The 22,382-nt window shown below is 33.9% G+C and carries 20 protein-coding genes and 1 other annotated feature; of the genes, 7 read left to right on the plus strand and 13 right to left on the minus strand.

What is annotated here, in order from left to right:
* Positions 1 to 305: 305 nt before the first annotated feature.
* Both AC1RO3_RS00005 and tyrS read right to left on the minus strand, forming a co-directional pair.
* Positions 306 to 2,348 carry a cation:proton antiporter gene (locus AC1RO3_RS00005; RefSeq protein WP_481761136.1) on the minus strand — a complete coding sequence of 681 codons (2,043 nt, stop codon included), beginning with the start codon at positions 2,346 to 2,348 and terminating at the stop codon, positions 306 to 308.
* The gene (gene tyrS / locus AC1RO3_RS00010; RefSeq protein ID WP_481761135.1) at positions 2,348 to 3,604 is read right to left on the minus strand and encodes a tyrosine--tRNA ligase; all 1,257 of its coding nucleotides are present in this window, start codon (positions 3,602 to 3,604) and stop codon (positions 2,348 to 2,350) included. The genes AC1RO3_RS00005 and tyrS overlap by 1 nt, the downstream gene beginning before the upstream one ends.
* A gap of 57 nt (positions 3,605 to 3,661) precedes the next feature.
* Positions 3,662 to 3,863 (minus strand) — a binding site (T-box leader).
* Between the two features lie 163 nt (positions 3,864 to 4,026).
* Between tyrS and AC1RO3_RS00015 the strand changes: the two genes are divergently transcribed.
* Together AC1RO3_RS00015 and spxB are read left to right on the plus strand one after the other, a co-directional pair.
* Positions 4,027 to 4,974 (plus strand): NADP-dependent oxidoreductase, encoded by a 948-nt coding sequence (locus tag AC1RO3_RS00015; RefSeq protein WP_481761149.1) that lies wholly within the window; start codon positions 4,027 to 4,029, stop codon positions 4,972 to 4,974.
* Positions 4,975 to 5,117: 143 nt separating this feature from the next.
* Positions 5,118 to 6,857 carry a pyruvate oxidase gene (gene spxB, locus AC1RO3_RS00020; protein WP_481761134.1) on the plus strand — a complete coding sequence of 580 codons (1,740 nt, stop codon included), beginning with the start codon at positions 5,118 to 5,120 and terminating at the stop codon, positions 6,855 to 6,857.
* Between the two features lie 136 nt (positions 6,858 to 6,993).
* Here the strand turns inward: spxB and AC1RO3_RS00025 are convergent, their stop codons facing one another.
* From AC1RO3_RS00025 to AC1RO3_RS00040, 4 genes are all read right to left on the minus strand, one after another.
* Positions 6,994 to 7,968, minus strand: coding sequence for an aldo/keto reductase (locus AC1RO3_RS00025; protein ID WP_481761133.1), 975 nt, complete (start codon positions 7,966 to 7,968; stop codon positions 6,994 to 6,996).
* Positions 7,969 to 8,386: 418 nt separating this feature from the next.
* A complete protein-coding gene (locus AC1RO3_RS00030) occupies positions 8,387 to 8,707 on the minus strand; it encodes a carboxymuconolactone decarboxylase family protein (protein WP_481761132.1) in 321 nt (106 codons plus the stop codon).
* Between the two features lie 17 nt (positions 8,708 to 8,724).
* Positions 8,725 to 9,132 (minus strand): cupin domain-containing protein, encoded by a 408-nt coding sequence (locus tag AC1RO3_RS00035; RefSeq protein ID WP_481761131.1) that lies wholly within the window; start codon positions 9,130 to 9,132, stop codon positions 8,725 to 8,727.
* Between the two features lie 39 nt (positions 9,133 to 9,171).
* Positions 9,172 to 9,615, minus strand: coding sequence for a MerR family transcriptional regulator (locus tag AC1RO3_RS00040; protein ID WP_481762400.1), 444 nt, complete (start codon positions 9,613 to 9,615; stop codon positions 9,172 to 9,174).
* 251 nt (positions 9,616 to 9,866) lie between these two features.
* Between AC1RO3_RS00040 and AC1RO3_RS00045 the strand changes: the two genes are divergently transcribed.
* Positions 9,867 to 10,838 (plus strand): ABC transporter ATP-binding protein, encoded by a 972-nt coding sequence (locus AC1RO3_RS00045; RefSeq protein ID WP_481761129.1) that lies wholly within the window; start codon positions 9,867 to 9,869, stop codon positions 10,836 to 10,838.
* On the plus strand, positions 10,826 to 12,340 hold the full coding sequence (locus AC1RO3_RS00050; protein WP_481761128.1) for an ABC transporter permease/substrate-binding protein: 1,515 nt from the start codon (positions 10,826 to 10,828) through the stop codon (positions 12,338 to 12,340). The genes AC1RO3_RS00045 and AC1RO3_RS00050 overlap by 13 nt, the downstream gene beginning before the upstream one ends.
* Before the next feature lie 64 nt (positions 12,341 to 12,404).
* Here the strand turns inward: AC1RO3_RS00050 and yidA are convergent, their stop codons facing one another.
* Complete coding sequence (gene yidA / locus AC1RO3_RS00055; protein ID WP_481761127.1) at positions 12,405 to 13,214, minus strand: sugar-phosphatase; 810 nt, start codon at positions 13,212 to 13,214, stop codon at positions 12,405 to 12,407.
* A 61-nt stretch (positions 13,215 to 13,275) separates the two neighbouring features.
* On the minus strand, positions 13,276 to 13,839 hold the full coding sequence (gene efp, locus AC1RO3_RS00060; protein ID WP_409021902.1) for an elongation factor P: 564 nt from the start codon (positions 13,837 to 13,839) through the stop codon (positions 13,276 to 13,278).
* Positions 13,840 to 14,113: 274 nt separating this feature from the next.
* Between efp and AC1RO3_RS00065 the strand changes: the two genes are divergently transcribed.
* Together AC1RO3_RS00065 and AC1RO3_RS00070 are read left to right on the plus strand one after the other, a co-directional pair.
* A complete protein-coding gene (locus tag AC1RO3_RS00065) occupies positions 14,114 to 14,335 on the plus strand; it encodes a hypothetical protein (protein WP_481761126.1) in 222 nt (73 codons plus the stop codon).
* Between the two features lie 126 nt (positions 14,336 to 14,461).
* Positions 14,462 to 16,735: a hypothetical protein gene (locus tag AC1RO3_RS00070; protein WP_481761125.1), complete on the plus strand. Its 2,274-nt coding sequence runs from the start codon at positions 14,462 to 14,464 to the stop codon at positions 16,733 to 16,735.
* Positions 16,736 to 16,801: 66 nt separating this feature from the next.
* On the opposite strand, the gene AC1RO3_RS00075 is transcribed toward AC1RO3_RS00070, so the two are convergent.
* From AC1RO3_RS00075 to AC1RO3_RS00090, 4 genes are all read right to left on the minus strand, one after another.
* Positions 16,802 to 17,854 (minus strand): WxLIP family cell surface protein, encoded by a 1,053-nt coding sequence (locus tag AC1RO3_RS00075; RefSeq protein WP_481761124.1) that lies wholly within the window; start codon positions 17,852 to 17,854, stop codon positions 16,802 to 16,804.
* Positions 17,855 to 17,921: 67 nt separating this feature from the next.
* Positions 17,922 to 18,497, minus strand: coding sequence for a WxL domain-containing protein (locus AC1RO3_RS00080; protein WP_481761123.1), 576 nt, complete (start codon positions 18,495 to 18,497; stop codon positions 17,922 to 17,924).
* 741 nt (positions 18,498 to 19,238) lie between these two features.
* Positions 19,239 to 19,868 carry an SDR family oxidoreductase gene (locus AC1RO3_RS00085; RefSeq protein ID WP_481761122.1) on the minus strand — a complete coding sequence of 210 codons (630 nt, stop codon included), beginning with the start codon at positions 19,866 to 19,868 and terminating at the stop codon, positions 19,239 to 19,241.
* 132 nt (positions 19,869 to 20,000) lie between these two features.
* Entirely contained in the window at positions 20,001 to 21,029 is a 1,029-nt protein-coding gene (locus tag AC1RO3_RS00090) for a galactose-1-epimerase (protein ID WP_481761121.1), read from the minus strand.
* Between the two features lie 332 nt (positions 21,030 to 21,361).
* Here AC1RO3_RS00090 and AC1RO3_RS00095 point away from each other — a divergent pair, with 332 nt between their 5' ends.
* Positions 21,362 to 21,838 (plus strand): nucleoside 2-deoxyribosyltransferase, encoded by a 477-nt coding sequence (locus tag AC1RO3_RS00095; RefSeq protein ID WP_481761120.1) that lies wholly within the window; start codon positions 21,362 to 21,364, stop codon positions 21,836 to 21,838.
* Between the two features lie 340 nt (positions 21,839 to 22,178).
* On the opposite strand, the gene AC1RO3_RS00100 is transcribed toward AC1RO3_RS00095, so the two are convergent.
* Positions 22,179 to 22,382 (minus strand): hypothetical protein, encoded by a 204-nt coding sequence (locus AC1RO3_RS00100; protein ID WP_481761119.1) that lies wholly within the window; start codon positions 22,380 to 22,382, stop codon positions 22,179 to 22,181.

Here is a 22,382-nt window from a genome sequence, read left to right on the forward strand (position 1 = left end):
TGTTCAGTTTTCAAAGATCTACTTGGTTGCTTTTGACAACTTTTATATCATATCAAGGATTTCGTTAATTGTCAAGATTTTTTTTAATTAATTAACTGGTCACATTTGAATTAGTTGTTTACTACTGAGGCAACGTTTATTACTTTACCAAGAATAATGACCTTCGTCAAGCCTTTATTTAAATTAAATCTAAAAATATTGATGTAATCGTATACATCTGTACTTTTAATTACTTTATAGGTCTTAAATAAAAAAATAATTTCAAAAATAGACTATTAATCCTGATTTTTGAAATTATTTTTTATTTAATGTTCAACTAATAGTTGCTGCATTTGTAGTGTTTGCGCCTGATTTATTTCATCATACAACTTATTAGCAAGTTGCTCGTTAATTATTCCTGCTATATATTGTGTTTGAACATAATTATATTCTAATTGAAATGCTTGAATAAATAAATCTACTGATATTTTTTCATTCTCTTCGTAATCTCTACGAAAGTGTCTTTGTCGATCTTCGATAAATCTTTCAACATTCTGAATATCATCTAGTTGTCCATGTGCATTAGCCAAACGTTCTTTTGTTAAATCATGTAAATATTGTTCAATTACTTCATGCAATTGATTCTCCAAGTCCCATAATAATGATCGGAAATCATTGTGTATTTGCATTTTTTCTATATTATCTTTAGCCCATTGTTTCCTGGCCTTACTTCTCTGTCCACGAGTTATTTGCCCATGGCTAATATGCCACGCTTCATGCCTAACCTGATGTTCTACTGATCGAATGATTCGATTAACACTTAATCGTTGTCCACCATAATCTGTATCCAAAATTTTTCTGTACGTACTGAGTACTCGGGCAGGATAAATTTCTTTTATCTCATTACTATTTAAAAATTCATCTTCAATTTCATTAATTTTTTTAAATAATTCTTGATGTTTATCATACCCTTGAATATCATTAAACCCTTTTTGTGATTGTAATTGTTGAATCACCGCGTATCTCACATCGTTAGATTGAATACGTTCTGTTAAATGTAAACTAGCGTAATCAATCATTTGTATTCGTGAAAAATTTAATTCTTCTTTATTAAATGATAACTTTTTAGCTAGTAAGATTTTAGGCAACACTAATGCTGGTGTTATCATACTTAATAATATGACAGTAGTTGCAATGATTAAAATTTCTTCTCGATACGGAAAAGCCCGTCCATTTATTAACATTGGTAATGAAAATGCCATTGATAACGTGATTGTTCCGTGTACCCCACTCAACCCAAAAACAAATGCATTTTTTCGTCTTTTTTTTGATTTTGAAGGACCGAAAAAGGCAGCAATATGTGGTTCTTTTCCAATTAATGCCCAAGTGTATCGGATACCAATCATGACTACATAGATTATCAAACCCAGACTCAACAACTCAAACGACTGACTCGTTCCAAGTTTAATCAGTGCCCGGAAAATTTCAGGTAAACTAATTCCCAATAAAATAAATACAATACTGTTAAGCATTGCGGTCAACGTATCCCATATTGTTGACGAAACTAACTGGACACGTGTTGCAGTTAATTTTAAACGCTCGGATTCAATATTATGAACAATCCCTGCAGTTACAACAGCAATAATTCCCGATGTCCCTAGACTTTCCGCCAATAAATAAACAATAAATGGTGTTAACAACGCAATTGGAATAATCGTTAATTCTGGTGAAGTTACCCTCTTATTAAAATACGTTCTAACGATAACTAAGATTCCACCTGCCATAACCCCAACTACAATACCACCAACTGCAACAAAAATAAATTGAAATAATCCGCTATAGATGGAAAATGTTCCTTTTTCCATCACAGATAATGCCAAATTTAACATCACTAATCCACTTGCATCGTTAAATAATGATTCGTATTCTAAGGCAGTATTAACCCCTGAATCAAGTTTTGATGCTGATGTTAAGGATTTTACTGCTATGGCGTCAGTTGGTGTCACAATCGCAGCTAGTGCTATTGCAAGTGGCAATGTCCATCGAACTTCTAATCGATTCGCTAACAACCCTACTATTACAACTGTAATAAGCGCTAAAACTACTGATAATAAAAGTATCGCATGAAAATTTTTACGGATCCCCCTAACAGATGTTTTTTGCCCATCATTAAACATAAGTGGTGCAATAATGAATAACATAAAATATTCTGGTTCTAATTCGAAATTAGCCATGACTGGTACTAATGACAACAACAGACCAATTACAATAAGAATAAAAGCATCTGGTATTTTAGGAAGAATTTCGTGAATTACATTTGAAATAATAATCCCCGCCACAAGAAAAGCTATTACATAAAATAGTGCCATTATGCGTTAACGCGTCCTAACCAATATTTCTTTTTACCACGACGAATAATCACAAATTTGCCATCAAATTCTGTAGCAGGATCAATCATAAAATCTAAATCTTGAATTTTTTCACCATTAATACGAATAGCCCCGTTAGTGATATCTTCACGTGCTTGTCTTTTTGATGATTCAATTTTTGTATTTACTAATAACTCAACAATATTCTCTGGTTCTGCTGCTAATTCAACAGAAGGCATATTTTTAAACCCCTGTTCAATTTCACTCGTCGTTAATTCTTTCACTTCGCCTGAAAATAAAGCTGCAGAAATATGTTCGGCTTCAATTACAGCTTCTGGACTATGAACAAATTCTGTTACTTCTCGTGCTAAGCGGCGTTGTGCTTCACGTTTTTCTGGAGCTGTTTCAACTGATTTTTGGTATTCAGCAATCTCATCTGACGTTAAGAATGTGAAAAATTTCAAATATTTCACAACATCCCGGTCGTCTTGATTTAACCAAAATTGGTAGAATTCATATGGTGTTGTTTTTTCTGGATTTAACCAAACTGCGCCACCAGCTGTTTTACCAAATTTAGTACCATCAGCCTTAAGCATTAGTGGAATTGTTAGCCCATATGCCTTTGTGTCTGAACCTAGCTCTTTATGAATAAGATCAATTCCTGCAGTAATATTCCCCCATTGATCAGCCCCACCAATTTGTAATTGAACATCATGGTGCTTGTGTAAATGTAGGAAATCAACTGATTGTAAGATTTGGTATGTAAATTCCGTGAATGAGATACCAACTTCCAAACGACTTGCAACAACATCCTTTGCGAGCATGCTATTTACATTAAATAACTTACCGTAATCGCGTAAGAAATCAAGCAAGCTAATTTTTGATAACCAATCATAGTTATTTACAATTGAAATATTTGAATCTTGTCCAAATAATTTGGTCATCTGTGCAGTGAGAGCTTGCTCATTATGATGAACTTGGTCCATCGATTGCAGCACACGTTCAGATTTTTTACCACTTGGATCACCAATTGAACCTGTACCACCACCAATAATGATGTATGGATGATGTCCTGCTAATTGAAATCTTTTCAACATCATAAATGGAATTAAGTGTCCGATATGCATACTATCCCCTGTTGGATCAACCCCACAGTATAAGCCAATTGATTTTTCAGACGTTAGTTCACGTAACCCATCTTCGTCTGTCGTTTGATTAATTGCGTCGCGCCATTCTAGTTCGTCAATAATATTCATTTCTGTTTCCTCCTATATAATATAAGTATAAAAAAATCCCTGATATCTAAAAAAGATATCAGGGACGAATTAATTTCCGCGTTACCACCCAAGTTATTATCTACATAATATAGTAGCTAATCGCTCAATCATCGTTAACGAGATGAATCGTTGTTAGCTCCATAGCGTACTTCACTCATCGATAATTCCTGATTTCCAGCGACCACCAGGTTTCTTTAAAATTGATCGATAAATTACTGAACTACTTCATCACTTATAGCTATAATATACGTAAATAAAGTCTAAATGTCAATTTTAACCATAAGAATATTAATACTATAAAAGAGTGTCTTGATTGCATTCTATTTCGTTATTCGATACAATTCACTTACAAATTAAAAGTAACTGGAAAGAAGAGGAATCCGATGACAGAAAAGAAAATGATGTCAGCCGTTGTAATTGATGAATTTGGCGGACAAGATAAACTTAAACAACGTGAAGTAGCTATGCCTGAAATGACGGCGGATCAAGTAATTGTTCAAGAAAAAGCAGCTGGAATTAATCCAATTGATTGGAAAACGCGTGAAGGCTTTTTACAAGGTATGCTTAACTGGCAATTTCCTATTATTTTAGGTTGGGATGTGTCGGGTGTTATCACAGAAGTAGGCGCTAACGTAACCGATTGGAAAATTGGTGATGAAGTCTTCGCACGCCCTGCCACGACTCGTTTTGGTACTTACGCCGAATATACTGCTGTTGATGCTAATTTGCTTGCACCAAAACCTAAAAATATTAGCTTTGAAGAAGCTGCTGCTGTTCCTTTAGCTGGTTTAACTGCATGGCAAGCCCTTTTTGATCATGGTCATTTAGAAAAAGGTGAAAAAGTCTTTATTCATGCTGGTTCAGGTGGCGTTGGCTCTTTCGCTATTCAACTTGCTAAATCAGTTGGTGCTTACGTTATTACCACAACTAGCTCGAAGAATATTGATTTTGTTAAAGGACTTGGCGCTGACCAAGTCATTGATTACCATGAAACTGATTTTGCGGAAATCTTAAAAGATATCGACCTTGTAGTTGATACAATCGGTGGTGACGCACAAGAAAAATCAGTTAATATCTTAAAACATGGCACAGGTCGTTTAGTTGCTATTACTGGGATGGATTCTGAAAAAACAGCAGGTCTTGCTGAAGCAAGAAATGTGACTTTTGATTCAATTTGGTTGGACCCAAATGGTGAAGAATTAACTAAATTAGCTGATATGCTTGAAGATGGCACTATAAAAGTGACCTTAGATTCAGTTCATGAATTCTCTGCAGAAGGTGTAGCAGAAGCTCACGATCGTAGTGAATCTCATCATGCACTTGGTAAAATTATCGTTCGTTTTAAATAAAACCCTATTTAGGTAGTTCAGACTTTTTTGTCTGAACTACCTTTTTTAATTACTAAAAGTAAGTGCTTTCACTGGTGTTAATTCATTGGTAGATTTATACTATCCTTGTAGAATAAAATTTTTCAAGAAGGAGATTTACTATTATGCCAAAAAAAATTAATGCATCAGATGCCATGCTCAAAGTTTTAGAAGATTGGGGCGTTAAAACCGTCTATGGGTTGCCAGGTGGTTCATTTGATTCAACAATGAATGCACTACATAATCGTAAAAATACAATTAATTATGTACAAGTTCGTCATGAAGAAGTCGGCGCACTCGCAGCAGTTGGTGAAGCTAAAGTAACTGGAAAATTAGGTGTTACTTTTGGTTCCGCTGGTCCCGGTGCTGTCCATCTATTAAACGGACTTTACGATGCTAAATATGATGGTGTTCCTGTTCTTGCCTTAGTCGGCCAAGTTGGTACACAAGTGATGAATACAAATTACTTCCAAGAAATGAATGAAAATCCAATGTTTGAGGATGTTTCTATTTATAACAGAACAGCTACTACACCCGAAAACTTACCCATTGTTGTTGATGAAGCTATCCGTCAAGCCTACAAATATAATGGCGTCGCAGTTGTCACAATTCCGACCGATTTAGGTTGGCAAGAAATCGATGACACCTTTGTTTCAACAGCCGCAACACACCAAGAACCTCTTTATCCGATGCCTCGTGATAAACAAATTCAAGATGCCTTAGATATTTTAACAACAGCTAAGACACCAATTATTTATGCTGGGAAAGGTGTTCGTGGCGCTGGAAAAGAATTAATTGAATTATCTGAAAAATTATCATTACCAATCGCAACAACTGCGCTTGCTAAAACAATTATTCCTGATGATTACAAAGCATACATGGGTTCTGCTGGACGAGTTGCTGGCAAACCCGGCGTTGACCTTCTTCGTGGCGCTGATGCTGTTCTTTTCATTGGATCTGATTTTCCATTTGGTGAATATTTCTTTTCTCCAGATGCTAAATTTATTCAGGTCGATATTGATTCTGAAAAATTAGGTAAACGTCATTCAGTTGATGTCCCTATTTTAGCCGATGGTAAGGAAACTTTAATCGCATTAAATAAGGCCGTTAAAACACCAGTTGCACCAACAAAATGGTACAAAGCTGCCATCGCTAACAAAGAAAACTGGATTAAATGGATTGATAGCTTTACTGAAGATGACAGTAAACCACTTCGTTTTGAACCAGTTTTCAATGAAATTAATAAAATTAAAGATGACGATGCAATTTTCCAAATTGATGTTGGTAATGTAACGATTGAAGCAATGCGTTTCTTACGTCTTGGTGAGAAAAATAAATTTACAACATCCGCATGGTACGCAACGATGGGGTATGCACTACCCGCAGCAATTGGGGCTCACTCTGCCTTTCCAGACCGTCAAGTTTTCTCAATTTCTGGTGACGGTGGTTGGACGATGGTCATGCAAGATGTCTTAACACAAGTTAAATACAACATGCCTATCATCAACGTTGTCTTAAGCAATCAGGAACTTGGATTCATCCGCGCTGAACAAGATGATAAACAACAACCACACTCAGGTATTGATTTAATTGATGCTGATTGGGGCGCAATTGCCAACGACATGGGAGCTAAAGGGTATACCGTCCGGACATTAGCAGAATTAAAAACTGCTTTTGCTGAAGCTAAAGGTTCAAAAGTGCCTGTTGTTATCGATGTTAAAGTAACTTCTGACCGTCCACTTCCTGTTGAACAGCTCATTATTGATCCTAAAACACAAGATCCAGATGCTGTTAAAGCTTTTGTTAAAGAATACCAAGCAGAGGGTTTAATTCCATTTCGAGAAATCCTTGAAAATCAAGATTAAATAGTTTTTATTTAATTGATGTATCTTAGCTTAATTAAGTTAAAATACATTTTTTATAGAACAAAAAAAGATATAAAGAGAACCCTTGGGATTGAATTTCATTTCAATCCCAAGGGTTCTCTTTATATACCTCTTCTTATTTCACAATTTTATCAATTTTTGCTAATTCTTCTGGTGCAAAATCCAAATGCTCTAATGCCTTTAAATTATCCTTTAATTGACTCACACGACTAGCACCAATAATAACCGACGAAACAGAATTATCTTTCAAATCCCAAGATAGCGCCATTTCAGCCAATGTCTGGTTGCGATTTTTTGCAATTTCATTTAATTCACGAACCTTTTTAAGTGTTGATTCAACTCTCTCAGTAGACAAGGTATCAAATCGTTTCACTCTAGAATCGTCTGGAATACCATTCAAGTAACGATCAGTCAATAACCCTTGTGCTAAAGGACTAAAAGCAACTGTTCCTATCTGCTCTTGTTTTAAAACATCTTTTAATCCATCTTCTATCCAACGATCTAATAAATTATATCTAGGTTGGTGGACAACGATAGGTGTATTTTTAGCTTTTAGTAATTGAATCATCTTTTCAGCTTCTGGTGCCCGATAATTTGAAATTCCAATATATAAGGCTTTACCTTGGCGAACGAGTAAATCCAAAGCTTCAGCTGTTTCTTCCAACGGTGTATCTGGATCTGGACGATGGTGATAGAAAATATCAACATAATCTAGCTGCATACGTTGTAATGATTGATCCATACTGGCAAACAAGTTTTTCTTTGAACCCCATTCGCCATAAGGACCTGGCCACATATAGTAACCTGCCTTCGTCGAAATAACCATTTCATCCCGGTAGGCACTTAAATCTTCACGTAAAATGCGCCCAAAATTCTTCTCGGCAGCACCATCACCGTAATTATTTGCCAAATCAAAATAAGTAATTCCATTATCAAATGCTGTTTCAATAATATCTTTTTGCGTTGCTAAAGGTGTCTCATCCCCAAAGTTCTTCCATAAGCCTAAGGCAATAGCAGAAACTTTTAATCCACTATTACCGAGGCGATTATAAATCATTTTATCATAACGTTTTTCATTTGCTTGATACATTAACTATCTCCTCCTAAACTAATTACAAATTATATTATAGCGCTTTCACGTCTGCTGGACAATCATTTAATGTTACTTAAAATTCGCTTATCTTATTAATTTGTGCCACTATTATTAGGTAACTGAAGGAGTTGAGTCCATGTTTAAAAAAATAAACGATTATATAAATGTCCATTATATTAAAACATTCATCTTAACGTTAGCTATTGCAACCATAGTTAGAGTCATTGTTGCATTTTTCATAAATAAACACTTTTTGAATGTAGAATTTATTATTGCCGCGATTACGATTGTTATAATTTCACTTTTAATCAGACAAGACCTCAAGAAATAATTAGGTAAGCAAAAATACTGACTCGATACTTTTGACAAAGTACGGAGCCAGTATTTATTTAATTCATGTCCCACTTTTAAATAATTAGTCTTCAAAAACATCTTTTGCAATATTAAATGCAGACCAAGCTTTAGGCCAACCAACGTAGAAAGATAAATGTGTGATAATTTCAGCAATTTCTTCCTTCGTAATTCCATTTGTTTTGCCAATTGCCATATGTGCTGGCAATTGTTCAAAGTTACCACCTGAAATCAAAGCTGAAATTGTTATAATACTGCGTTGATGTGCTGGTAATTCACTTTCACGTGACCAAACTTCACCAAATAAAACATCATCATTTAATTCTGCAAATTTAGGTGCAAATTCGCCTAAGTTATCGCGACCTGCTGTTTGTTTCTTTACCATAATATAATATCCTCCTATTAATCTTTTAATTTACCGTACGTTTCGTCATCAACAGCTTCTAACCATTCAGGTGTCCCTGCTGTAATAGCAACATGTGAGAACCAACTATCTTTTGTAGCACCGTGCCAATGTTTAATCCCGTCTTTTGTGACAACAACATCACCAGCTTTTAAACGTCGTGCTTGTTGACCTTCTTCTTGGTACCAACCTTCACCGGCAGTGACCAATAATAGTTGGTAACCGTCGTGATGGATGTGCCAATTATTACGTGTTCCAGGTTCAAAACTAACATTTCCAACACCAACGTTTATATCTGGATCCGCCACTAACATGTCTAAATAACTTTGACCAACAAAGAAATCTTTATATGCTTCATTTTTTTCACCTATTGGAAAAAGACCGTTTTTAATTTGTTCCTCATTCATTATAATTACCTCACTTTATTTTATACGGTTAACCTAGCGTTAATCGTATATCGCGAATTGTTCTAGATACTTTTCAAAACTAATATCTTCTGACACTTCGTTTCCATTTGTTCTGTGTGAAACTTTTCTGTCATACCAATCAATTTTATGAGAAATAATTTCAATATTATGCTGTAATTCTACCATTTCAGACAGTGCATTTTCTTTTACCTTGCTGAGCATCTCGCGTCGTTCTTTAATGGTTGCATCACCTTGTGCTCGTAGTTCAACGTATTTAGTTATTTCATTAATCCGCATCCCTGTCCCTTTAAGATGAAGCAAAAATCCTACCCATTTAATATCATGTTCCGTGTAATAACGTAAGCCTGCCGAATTACGGTGAGGCTTAATTAAGCCTTCTTTTTCATAGTAACGCAATGTAAAACTTGATAACCCAACTAATTTAGCAAACTCACCAATTTTATATTGTTGCTCATTAGTCATTCAATCGCCTCCTTCAATAGTTTCTATTAAAACACTTAGAGTTGACTCTAAGTCAAGCTTTTCTACATATTATTTTTAATATTAAGGCTTACTCCATCCATCAATTCAGACCGTTCCTACACTAAAATTTAATTCCAACATTTTAAAACAAAATCTTTGCTTAATAATTTTCATTCATGTAGAGTTACATCGAAATAGTTACCATTTCCAGATATATTACATATAAAATAAGAAGAAATGAGGGTTAGCTTTTGTTAGATTTCAAACACATAAACAAAACATTCAAAACAGTTACCGTATTAAACGACTTAAACTTACATATTGATACAGGGGAACTTTTTGTTCTTGTTGGCCCTAGTGGTAGTGGTAAAACGACAACTTTAAAAATGATTAATCGATTAATTGAGCCCACCTCGGGTACTATTAACTTTGAAAATCAAAATATTGATCAGATTCCGTTACATACTTTACGTTCACAGATTGGCTATGTCTTACAGCAGATTGCTTTATTTCCTAATATGACAGTTGCTGAAAATATCAGCTTATTACCAGAATTACAAAAATGGCCTAAAAACAAACAAAGAGAACGTGTCGATGCCTTATTAACACGTGTTGGTTTACCGCCTGAAGCATATCGTAAGAGAATGCCTAGCGATTTATCCGGTGGCGAGCAACAACGAATTGGTATTTTACGAGCAATTGCAACTAAACCAAAATTAATTTTAATGGACGAACCATTTAGTGCGCTGGATCCTATCTCAAAAAAAACATTACAAGATATCGTCATCGATTTACATGAGGAACTACACAATACCATTATTTTCATTACGCATGATATGTCTGAAGCTCTTCGCCTCGGAACTCGTGTTGGTGTTATGCATGATGGCAATCTCATTCAAGTTGGTACCCCTGACGAAATTAGAAATGCACCAAAAAATGATTTTATTTCAGAGTTTTTTGGGTTAGACGTATCCAACACGCAATTTAATTTAGCTGAAATGATTCAAAAATCATTTAGTCTTCCAATTGATGAACTCGCTAATAATCACGTCACCTCAACTCAAACAACATTTAAAGAACTCATATCTCTACTTTCTAAATATACAATTATAAATGTTAAAGATAACGACCAGAATCTCATTGGTGCAGTTGATGCCCAATGCTTAATTCGTTATGGTGCAAGCATGTCTGATAGCGAGGTGGATGACCAATGGCAAATTTAATAACAACTTTTAAAATGCACCGTGCTGATTTATGGACCGCTATTCTTCAACATCTACAGATATCATTAATTTCATTGCTGATTGCAACCATCATTGCCGTCTTTTTAGCAATTTGGTTAGCACAGCATAAAAGAGCAGCAGAAATTATGTTGCAAATTACCAGTGTTTTACAGACAATTCCTTCACTCGCGCTGCTAGGGCTATTAATTCCACTAGTCGGAATTGGAACACTACCTTCAATTATCGCATTAGTTGTTTATGCTTTACTGCCCATTTTTCAGAACACATATGCAGGTTTAACTGGTATTGATCCATCATTAGAAGAAGCCGCAACTGCATTTGGTATGACACGTGCGCAAAAACTTATTCGATTTGAATTACCCTTAGCTATGCCACTAATTATTTCAGGCATTCGTATTGCGCTTGTTCTAATTATTGGAACCGCAACACTAGCTGCTTTAATTGGTGCTGGCGGGTTAGGAACATTTATTTTGCTGGGAATTGATAGAAATGATATGAGCTTGATTATTATTGGCGCGTTGAGTTCTATTATTCTAGCTATTGTTTTCAGTGTTTTAATCCGGCAATTGCAGAATTTAAAGATAAAAACAATTACCATTATATTAATTACTTTAGGATTCCTATTTGCTGTTGGTGCCACAATCAATACTTTCACACATCAGAAAAAAGAATTAGTCATTGCTGGTAAAATGGGGGCAGAACCTGAAATTCTAATTAATATGTATAAAGATTTAATTCAAGAAGACGACGCCAATATCAAGGTTACTTTAAAACCAAATTTTGGTAAAACGAGTTTTCTATACTCTGCATTAAAATCTAATTCAATCGATATTTACCCAGAATTTTCAGGTACGGTACTTGAAGAGTTAGTAAAATCACCACTCAAAAGTACAAATGAAAATAAAGCCTACCAGCAAGCAAAAACCGAAATTAAAGTTAAATCAGATTTAGATTATTTAAATCCGATGGCTTATCAAAACACCTATGCTGTCGCTGTCACTAAAGACTTTGCAACTAAATACCATCTATCAAAAATTTCTGATTTATCACGAGTATCTTCAAAAATAAAGGCAGGCTTTACGCTTGAGTTTCTAAACCGTGATGATGGTTACAAAGGGTTACAAAGCAAGTATCATTTGTCATTTAACACTAAATCTTTTGAACCAGCACTTCGCTATCAAGCCATTGTGAATGGTAATGTAAATTTAGTTGATGCCTATTCAACTGATAGTCAGCTCGTCAAATATAATTTGGTCACATTAAAAGATGACAAGTCTTTATTCCCACCTTATCAAGGCGCCCCACTTGTTGCAAAGGGCATCTCACAAAAATATCCATCCATCAAAAAAAGTTTAAATAAATTAACCGGAAAAATTTCTGATACAGATATGCAAAAAATGAATTATCTAGTTGATGTTAAAAATGTCCCAGCAAGTACCGTCGCACACGACTACTTAACAAAGCAACATCTTTTAGACTAAATAAAAAGTTTGGAATCTCGCTAACCTCATGCGGACTCCAAACTTTTTTATATTTTATCGTTATTTAACCTACATAACGTTCTAATGCAACCGCAACACCATGATTAACGTTCGATTCTGTTACATAAGTTGCTGCTTCTTTTAATTCAGGAATGGCATTTCCCATCGCAACAGTCGTTCCGGCTACGGCAAACATCGTTAAATCATTATGTTGATCTCCCATTGCCATAACTTCTTCTTCTTTTAATCCCAGTTCTGCAATTAAATCTGTTAATGCATTTCCTTTATTAGCTTTTTTATTCAAAACTTCTAAAAATTCTGGCAAACTACGTACAACATAATAACTATCATCAAATATTTTTTGAATATTAATCATCTGTGCGTCTAAAACTTCAGGTTCATCCACAAACATAATTTTAGAAACGGTTAAGTCCCGTGACATTTCCTCTGGATTTCGTACAAATAATCCTTCATTATTTTCAGCTGCTTGAATAACGGTCACACGACCAACATCTTTATTAGATGTATAAATTCGGCTCTCATCATCTAAAATATTATAATGAACATTTAATTCATAACTTAATTTATCTGCAGCTATATACTCATCAAAGGTTAACGTATGTTGCGCTAGACGTTTTCCACTTACTGTTTCAATAATTGCACCGTTGTAGGTAATGACATATTGGTCATCCCCACTAATCCCTAATTGTTCAAGAAATCCAACCACACCAGCTAAAGGTCGTCCCGTACAAAGGACAACCTTAATTCCCTTTTGTGTCACTTTTTTGACGGCATCAATTGTTTCTTTTGCTAATCTACCCTCTGGATTTAGTAACGTATCATCAATATCTATTGCAACTAGTTTAATTCCCATAGTAATCTCCTCATTTTAAATGATTAAAAAAAGGCAGTCTCAAGAGACTACCTTTTCAATCTTATTTAGGTGCACGTTTAAGGTATGTACCTTCTTGTGTATTAATTTCAAGAACATCATCTGCTGCGATGAAATCAGGAACATTAACAACAAGTCCTGTTTCCATTGTTGCTGGTTTACCTGAACCAGTTGCTGTAGCGCCTTTGATTGAAGGCTGTGTTTCAGTAACACGTAATGTTACAACAGTTGGTAATGTTAAGCCAATAACTTCTGTACCGTAAAATTGGATTTTAACTTCCATATTTTCCAATAAGAATTTTGCTTCATGTTCGATAATTTCTCTTGGAATTTCATATTGTTCATATGTTTCCAAATCCATAAAAATAGCCATTGTATCCTGGTTGTACAAGAATTGAACTGGTTTTGTTTCAATATTAGCTTGTTCAACCTTAACTTCTGGACGCATTGTTGTTTCAACAGTTGATCCAGTACGAACGTCACGTAATTTCATACGCATAACTGTGTTACCTTTACCCGGTTTATGATGACTTGCTTCTAAAACTTTAATTAATTTACCGCCTTGTTCAAAAGTCATTCCGGCTTTTAAGTTAATTGCTTCAATCATAATTTATTATCTCCCTTTTTATAAAACGTTTCTCATTGAGTATACCAAATTGAAAAGGCTTAATCTATAGTGACACTTACAAACATCACTGGATTTTATTAAATAAAAAGTCAAAAATAGCGCATTTTCTTTATTATTAATCGTATATCCAAATTATAAGCTATATTTGTCCAAATACTTCGACAATATCTCTACACATCCTATACTAGCAAGGCTATAATATATATATAATCAAATAGTTAATTTTTTAATTATTTTGAAAGGAAGTCTTATTTTGCTAAAAAACAAATATATTAACTCATCTACTACCTATCAATCGATTATCATCCTTTGTTTCAGCTTGTTCTTTTTAACGTTACCAATTTATACTACACAAGCTGCTACATCATACACGCCTCCTGTAGGTTATCCAATGGGGGCTGCCACGAATGTCACTGGTTTCGCTGGTGGTACAATCACGTTTAATTCTAATGATATTGACTCCCTACAAGGTTAATTTTTTGCCAAAACATTTACTTCCTCAGGTACCGCCGGAGGTTCTTCTATAAAATACTTACAAAATTATGCTCATGATTCAACTGCTAATTTAACTGATGCTGATTATGCAAAGGTTAATCCTACAATGATTTCAGAAAATATTACCGGGGCTGATATGATTCAGTGGTATGGTAATAAAAATAGCTTTGTTTTTTCAAAATCTAATGATAAAGTCAAAGATTTATCATACTATCTACAGAATTCTCCCCCTGATGATGAAATCGCAAAAGCCATTGCTGGTTGGTCCATACCTTCAAGTAATGCCGGTTACGCTGATGCTATCAAGCAATTTAATGCAAAAAAAGATACTATTGATAAACTTTCTGATTTTCCTGTTATGTCAAGCAATGATATTTCATCATTTGCTGATGCTACTCAAAATATTACTGATGTCAGTGATTATTACGCTAGTTTCACTTCAACAAATTTCTCAAACTCTAAAGCAACAGGTTCTACTACTAAATCTAATAATGCTATCAAACGTGTTGATTTAAATACAGATAAATCAATTGATGCTGAAAAATATGCACCTGGTAAAACGGTTATTCAATTAACCGTTGATATGAATACTGCTTCAACAGATCAAGGCGTTGTCTTTGCAGATATTGATGGCTCTATTCCTTCATTTGAAGATGCTATTGGTATCAAAATTAATTTAGTCAATTTTGATATTAACACAATGAAAATGCCATTTTTCATGTTAAATTATAAGCATTTTTCTAATAATGATGCTGGTATCAGTTTTAATTTCAATCAAGGTAGCTGGATGACTTTCAATGCGTATCCACCTAAATCTGACGGATCTTCGATAGATTACAAGTTAGCTGGTAATAGTGATGGAACGCTATTTTCCGGACAAAATAGTAATGGTTCAGATACCACCGCTAAAAATCTTCTATCCGATGAACCCGTTGCAATCGATACAACTGATAAAAACTCTAAAAAAGTGAAATCTGTCTACAATACGTCTTCACATATTAGTAATAATTTTAATACTGAAAATGGTAAGATTTTTGTCGGAAGTTGGAAGAGTCCTTTATATGGTTCAGTATTAGCACCTAGTGCTGATGTCGACGTTGATTCAAGTAGCGATGGTCTCTTATATGGGAGTATTGTTACTGGACAAAATATTATTGGTAATTTAAACGTTCCTAGTGACCTTGCCTATCAAAGTATTTTTGATGCGTCTGATGATTTTGGAGATGACGCTATACAAGAATTTTTAAAAGATCCTGATTCAAGTAACTCATCTCATCCTACTATTAAGTCTATTTCGTTACCGGGTTATACTTCTACAGATACTGGATCTGGTACGACTCATTATATTCCACAAATAGACCCTTACGATTTTCACTATTCATTAAACAATATCACTGATGAATTACCTGAAAATACCGTTCAAACAACTAAAAAATCACTTGATACTACAGTCAATATAGATACGAAATCAACAACCGATAAAACTGAAAAATATTACTTATGGTACAGTTTCAATAATGGTCCTTGGGAAAAATATTCAGAAAATGGAACAACTGAACTTACAAATTCTAAACTAGAAATCACTGCAAAAGATGCGGACGATCTTGCAAAACAATACAGTACGGACCATAGTAAATATAAATATGACGAATCTGCTTATACTGATGGGACTACATATTCTAAATTAATTGATGACAATGAATTGATTGGTTATCATCTTTTCCATAAGAATAGAATTTCATATTTAGTCACATCAACTCACGATTCGGGTACCTATTCCAGTTATAGTAATCACACAATTAATGATATCTTAAGCGGTAAAACGAATGATACAATTTCTGCTGCAAATCTCGCAAAATTAAATCCGGATTACACGCCTATTTCATATAATTTACACGTTGCAGGAGATCTTTTAGTATCCTATCCAAAAGTATTTGATTTTGGTAATTTTACAGCAGGAACTTCTGAAAAAACACCTACAGTAACTGCAACTGGTTTGTTAACTGTCGATAATCCTTTTGGACTTAACTGGAATTTAGTTGTTAGCACAAGTGATAAAGATAATCTAAGTGATCCTTTCTTTATTCCCGATCAACTTGGTTGGTTTGAAAAATTGCAAACGAGTATGCTTGGTAATTCCACAATCACTTATGGGAATGCCTCAGATATTAAAACAATTACATCTAAAGATACTCTTTTAAGTTTAAACTCAACTATTTTTGATTCTGATACAACATCAGTTATTAGTAAAAACTACTATTCTGCACAATTATCATTAAGTCTAAAAACTAAAAAAATTACTCATCCTGGTAAATTTCAAGATAACGCAACTTGGTCATTATCATCACCAAGTATCGTTGTAGATTCATCAAAAGAATAAGAAATCTAATCGACAAAAAGACGCCTAATAAAAATTAGACGTCTTTTTGATTACCATTCATTTTGATTACTTATTTTCTAGTGATTCTTCCTTATCTTTTTTTCTTCTTTTTAAAATAATAAAAAGTAAGAATAAAACTAATAAAATTAATAAAGCAATAATACCAATAATTAACCACAATAACCAAGATATATGAGGCTCTGCTGCCTTATTATCTGATTTAATCTGTTTAATATTGGCTTTAGTAATTGTAAATGAATTCGTTGCTTTCCAAGATTTATTATTTCCGGTAACGGTATAATGGACATCATATTTACCAGCGATTAACTTGGCTTTAGTTAAGTCTAATGCATAGCTAAATTTAGCGTTGGGTGCAAAATCAACGTCCTTAATTGTTTTGTCATATAAAACAGTACTACTACTATCTTCTGTAATAGTTGCTTTAATTGTTGTTGGTCCAATCACAATGGGTACATCATTTTGCATATTTGTTTGTAGTGAAACTTTATTAAATGCGTTCAATACCACTTTAGAATCGCCAATTGTCATTTTGGGATTAGGATTATCGACCGTTTCAGATTCTCTAATGACTGCTTGAACAACGTACGCAAATCGATTAGTAATTGAAATACCTTTTCCTTTATTCTTTTCCTTAATAACTTTTTCTTGTACGTTAAAGCCACCTAAAATAATACCGGAAAATGACGTAGCGGGTGTTTTCACTGTAAACGTAACTGTTGCTGTTTTTTTAGGTCCAACCACAACATCTTGTTTTTTTGAGACAAGTTCTGAAAATTGATACTTAGCAGTCGCTGGCTTTTTTACATTTGTCTTATCATAGACAATTAGTCCATTCGTATTTGTATATGAACTATTAGGGCTCACAACAATCGTTTTAGTATCGTTTTCTAAGTTCTTAATTTTCAATGCCAATGTCTGTGTTGAGTTAGGGTTCATTTTAATATCAAATTGTGCTGCCTCTCGATATTGATTAGCAGGCGTTACTTTGGCTACCGTAAACCCGGCACTATTAGACTTTGCATAGACATTGGTCGATACAGTAATAAGTGTGACTATCGCGATAGCTAAAAAGCTTAAAACTATTTTTCTTAATTTCATTATTTCGATTCTCCTTAAAAAAAAAGACTGCCTTAGGCGGTCTTTTTTCTGTTACGTTTTAATTAGCTTAGTTAAAAGCTGCTGCACTAGCATTTCCTTGAGTTGCAGTCCATGTTAAATCAGCTGAAGTTGTTGCAATTTTAGTATTTTTACCAAGTTTTAATGTTGCACTATTGTCAGCATATGACAATGTTGTAGCACCAGCGCCTGTTGTAGCTGTCGCGACAGGAGCTGCAGCACCAGCTGGTGTTAAAGTAGCAGCAGATGCTGTAGCATCTGAGTCTGTTTTAACTGTAGCAGATGCAAGATCTAATGAGCTAACCTTAACTTCAGCATCAGCCATCACACCTAATTGTGCAGTAACATTCCAACCACTATCTGTACCTACGTAATCGGCTACATCTAAAGCTTGAGAAGCATCTTTTGCGCCAGTTGATGTAATATCTGTACCAGTCGTAACTAATGCTTCATTTAGTTTTGTTGTGAAACTGAACGATGGTGCACCCGTTTGAGTAAAAGTACCTGCTTCAATGTTTAAACTAGCTGTACCTTTACCATCTGTTGAATCCGCTGAAACACTTGAGCCAACAACTGCTGTTGAACCAAGTACTAATGCTGCAATTAAAAATAAATTCTTTTTCATAATATAAATTCCTCCCATTTATTGATTAAGCCAATGCTTGAAAAGGGGACGTTGACCTTTACCTAATAGTACCATATAATTTACATAAGATTCAACTGTAATATTATCAGAAGAAACTCTATGATTAAGTCCATATACGCCAATTAATATAGCGTTTACATGTTATTTACAAGTATTTTTTTAGGTTTAATTTTTTCAAACCATTTACTGAAAGTGTACAATCAATTTTTAAATAGAATGATTCCTACCTACCCCCACTTTATAACCATTAAAGGTAGAGCCTTTAGTCATTAATAACCTTTTTTTAAGTTAACTAGAATTTAAGTGTTACTATCAATTATACTTTAAGTCCGCTTATTAAAAAGATTCGATTATCCTAGTTCAAACAAGCTCAAATGGCGGTACGCTTACTTTTTAAGAAAAGCCAACAACTTCTAATGAAATTGATTTCAGCTCTTCTAATAAGACGATTTTCGATTTACCCTCATCAAGTCTTAGTGATGGTACAACAAGTTCTGTAATTAACAAATCTTATTATTATGCAAAACTAACTTTAGATTTTACAACTTCAATTTTTGATACGACAGGGAAATATAATTACGATTCACTCTGGGCTATTTCACCAACTAAAGATAGCGGTATCGTAAATGAGTCAACTAAATAATTCTAAATAAAAAAGGTTTACTCCGTTAAGTAACTAACTGAGTAAACCTCTTTTTTTGTGTCGAAATTTCTAATTATTTACAGGACATCTTTGATATCTGTATCCCCATCATGCATCGTAATTACTTTTCCGATTGTATTATCATGTGCGATAACTGAAACTAAGACGTCTGCCACGTTTTCAAGTGAGTTAGAGCCCGCTTGACCATCATTTAATGTTACTTTACCAGTACCTGGCTCATCTACTAAGGTGCCTGGCTGAAGAATTGTATATTCTAATTGCGTATTCTTCATTAGCCAATTATCAGCATAAAACTTAGCAGTCATATAATCTCTTAATGATGAAACTTCAATTTTTTCTCTATCCAAAGAGTAAACGGAACTCAACATTACAAAACGCTTAACATGAGCTATTTCAGCTGCTTCCATCGTTTTAACTGCCCCATCTAGATCAATCTTCATTAAGTCTTTGCCGCCAGAACCAGCAACAAATAATATGGCATCAACAGCCTGCATATTCTTGACTAATTTATCTATACCTTCTAACAAATCAACATAGACATAAGTAATATTACCTTTATCTAAATTATCTGTATGTCTTGAACCCGCCAAGACTTGGTAACCTTTATCAGCTAATTTACTTGTTACTTTTTGGCCAATTCGACCATTCGATCCAACAACTAATACTCTTTTTATTTCTGTCATCATTTATACACTCCTTCGTTTTATCCTGACTAAAGTCTACATCTTTCTCGACTAAAATGGTATGACTTACACTCGTAAGTTAACGACAAAAAGACAGTCACTATTTTTACCATGACTGTCTCAGTTGATTACTAATTAATTTAATTTAAATTCTGTAACTGTTTTGTACGTATCGCCTACACGTAAAACAATATCACCAAATTCAGGGAATTGTTCAGATCCAGGTGCTGATTGTGTTTCAAATGTAATTGCTGCATGATTAGCTAATTTTTTACCATGCATAATTGGCGTTACTTCACCAAAGTTAGCCGTGAAGATAACTAAACTTGTTGCATCAGTTGAAACTGAGACAGAAACTTCTTTATCTGGACTAACTAATTTTGCTGATTCTTTACCAACTGCAGGATTATTCAAGAAAAAGGGATGATCGATACCATTAACTTGATTTTTTTGAGCAAAATCACTTGTGAAAACGTCATGTAATGTCTTAGCTTGACGGAAATCGTAAGGCGTTCCATCAACAGACATCTTTTTACCTGTTGGAATTGAATCGGGTTCTAATGGTGCAAACTTATCGCTATCTACTTGTAATAAATTGTCATCTATTGTTTCTGTGACGTCACCCATAACATTAAAGTAAACATGATTTGTTGGATTATATAGTGTATCTTTATCCGTTTTAGCAGTCGTTTCAAGATGCCAAATGTTATCATTATTTAATAGATATTTTACATCAATTGCCATGTTTCCAGGGAAACCATGTTCGCCTTCTGGGCTATCTAAATGAAAAATAACAGCTATTTCATTTTCGTTTTCACTTATTTTATACGTCCACTTTTTAGTATCAAATCCTGGCGTACCACCATGCAATGTATTTGTACCTTCGTTAATTTGCACTTGGTAGCTTTGATCATTAATGTTGAATTTACCATCTTTAATACGTCCAGCAACACGACCAATTGAAGCGCCAATAAAACTATCTTTTTCTAAGTATTCATTTGCTGAATCAAATCCAAGAACAATTTCTCGTTTTCCAGTACTTGTGGGTACCTTGAGGCTAACAATTCTAGCCCCTAAATCTGTGAGTGATAATTCAAACCCATTATCATTTATAATCGTTATTAAATCATAGTCATTTCCAAAATCCTTTGTTTTAACTTGCATATTTATCTCCTCCGCTTACTGTATTTGTCCATTCTTATTAATACTAGTCCATTTTAATTAGATATTCAAGAAAGCGTTTACTTTTTTATTGAATAATTACCTTTATTTTACTGAAAATGACATAACCAACCTTTATTTCTGTTATTTCTCTAAAATGTAACGTCATTATAAGCGAATAACTATAATAAATACAAATGTATAGTTCGTTTTTTGTTATCATGTTTATGGAATATTATGTTTATTTATCATTAAAAGATTAATAGCCGAATTATTAATTGATTTATTTTTTAATTATTAGTATACTTACATTATTAATATAAAAGGAGTTTACAATGACAAAAAAACGCGTTTATCTTGCAGGACCCTTTTTCACTCCAGAACAAAAAGAACGATTAGATTTGGTAGCCGATCTCCTAAGTAAAAATCCAACAATTAACGCAGATGCAATTCATCTTCCAGGAAACGTTCAATATCCAGATGCGGACTTCGGCACATTTGAATGGCAAACAGCTACCTTCCAAAATGATATTCGCCAAATTGATCAAGCAGATATCGTTGTTGCAGTTCTTGATTATCAATTGGAAGAAAACAATGATGAAGCTGACTCAGGTACTGTTTGGGAATGTGGTTATGCTCATGCCAATCGCAAACCTGTTATTTTAGTTCGCCAAAATAAAGGTATTCCCTTAAATCTAATGCTTGCTGGAAGTTATACAGCAATGTTTGATGGTTTAGAAGATATCCAAAATTTAGCAACCTACGATTTTAAGGTTTTACAAAATAAGTATGTTGATTTATCAATTTTTTAATTGATCCAATGTTTCACGTGAAACAAAAATACTCTATGCTATAAATCTTTTAAATCGGATTTAAATACAGTAACAGATATTATTTTTATATTTCTAGTACTGTATTTTTTTCTCTCACAAATTGAAGCACCAAACAGTTAATAATATGAAAGAACTTATTAACTAACGACTTATTATGTTTGCTAGTTCAATAACAAACGTATTTCTTATAAATTAAAAAGTATGACCCAATAGAAATATAATTGGGTCATACTTTAGTATCTTAAATACTATTTAAATGCCTAACATCATTGTTACTATTTAACAATAGTTAACAATGAACCGTTTTCATCAATAAAAATTATCCTCGTGCTAATAATAAGTTAAATAAACCGCCCATTGTTTTATCCGATAATTCGATTTCTTTACCAGCTTCTGTCACTTTAGTAATTTCATAATAATCTTCAAATTCGGGTACTTCTAATTCCATCATCGCAACAAAAGCAGCAGCTGTTTTGTAAGTTGCTTGTAATTCTTCTCCATGAATGTAATTAATAACTAGCAT

This window comes from Dellaglioa sp. CoH-57-MRSF-19 (assembly GCF_056781975.1).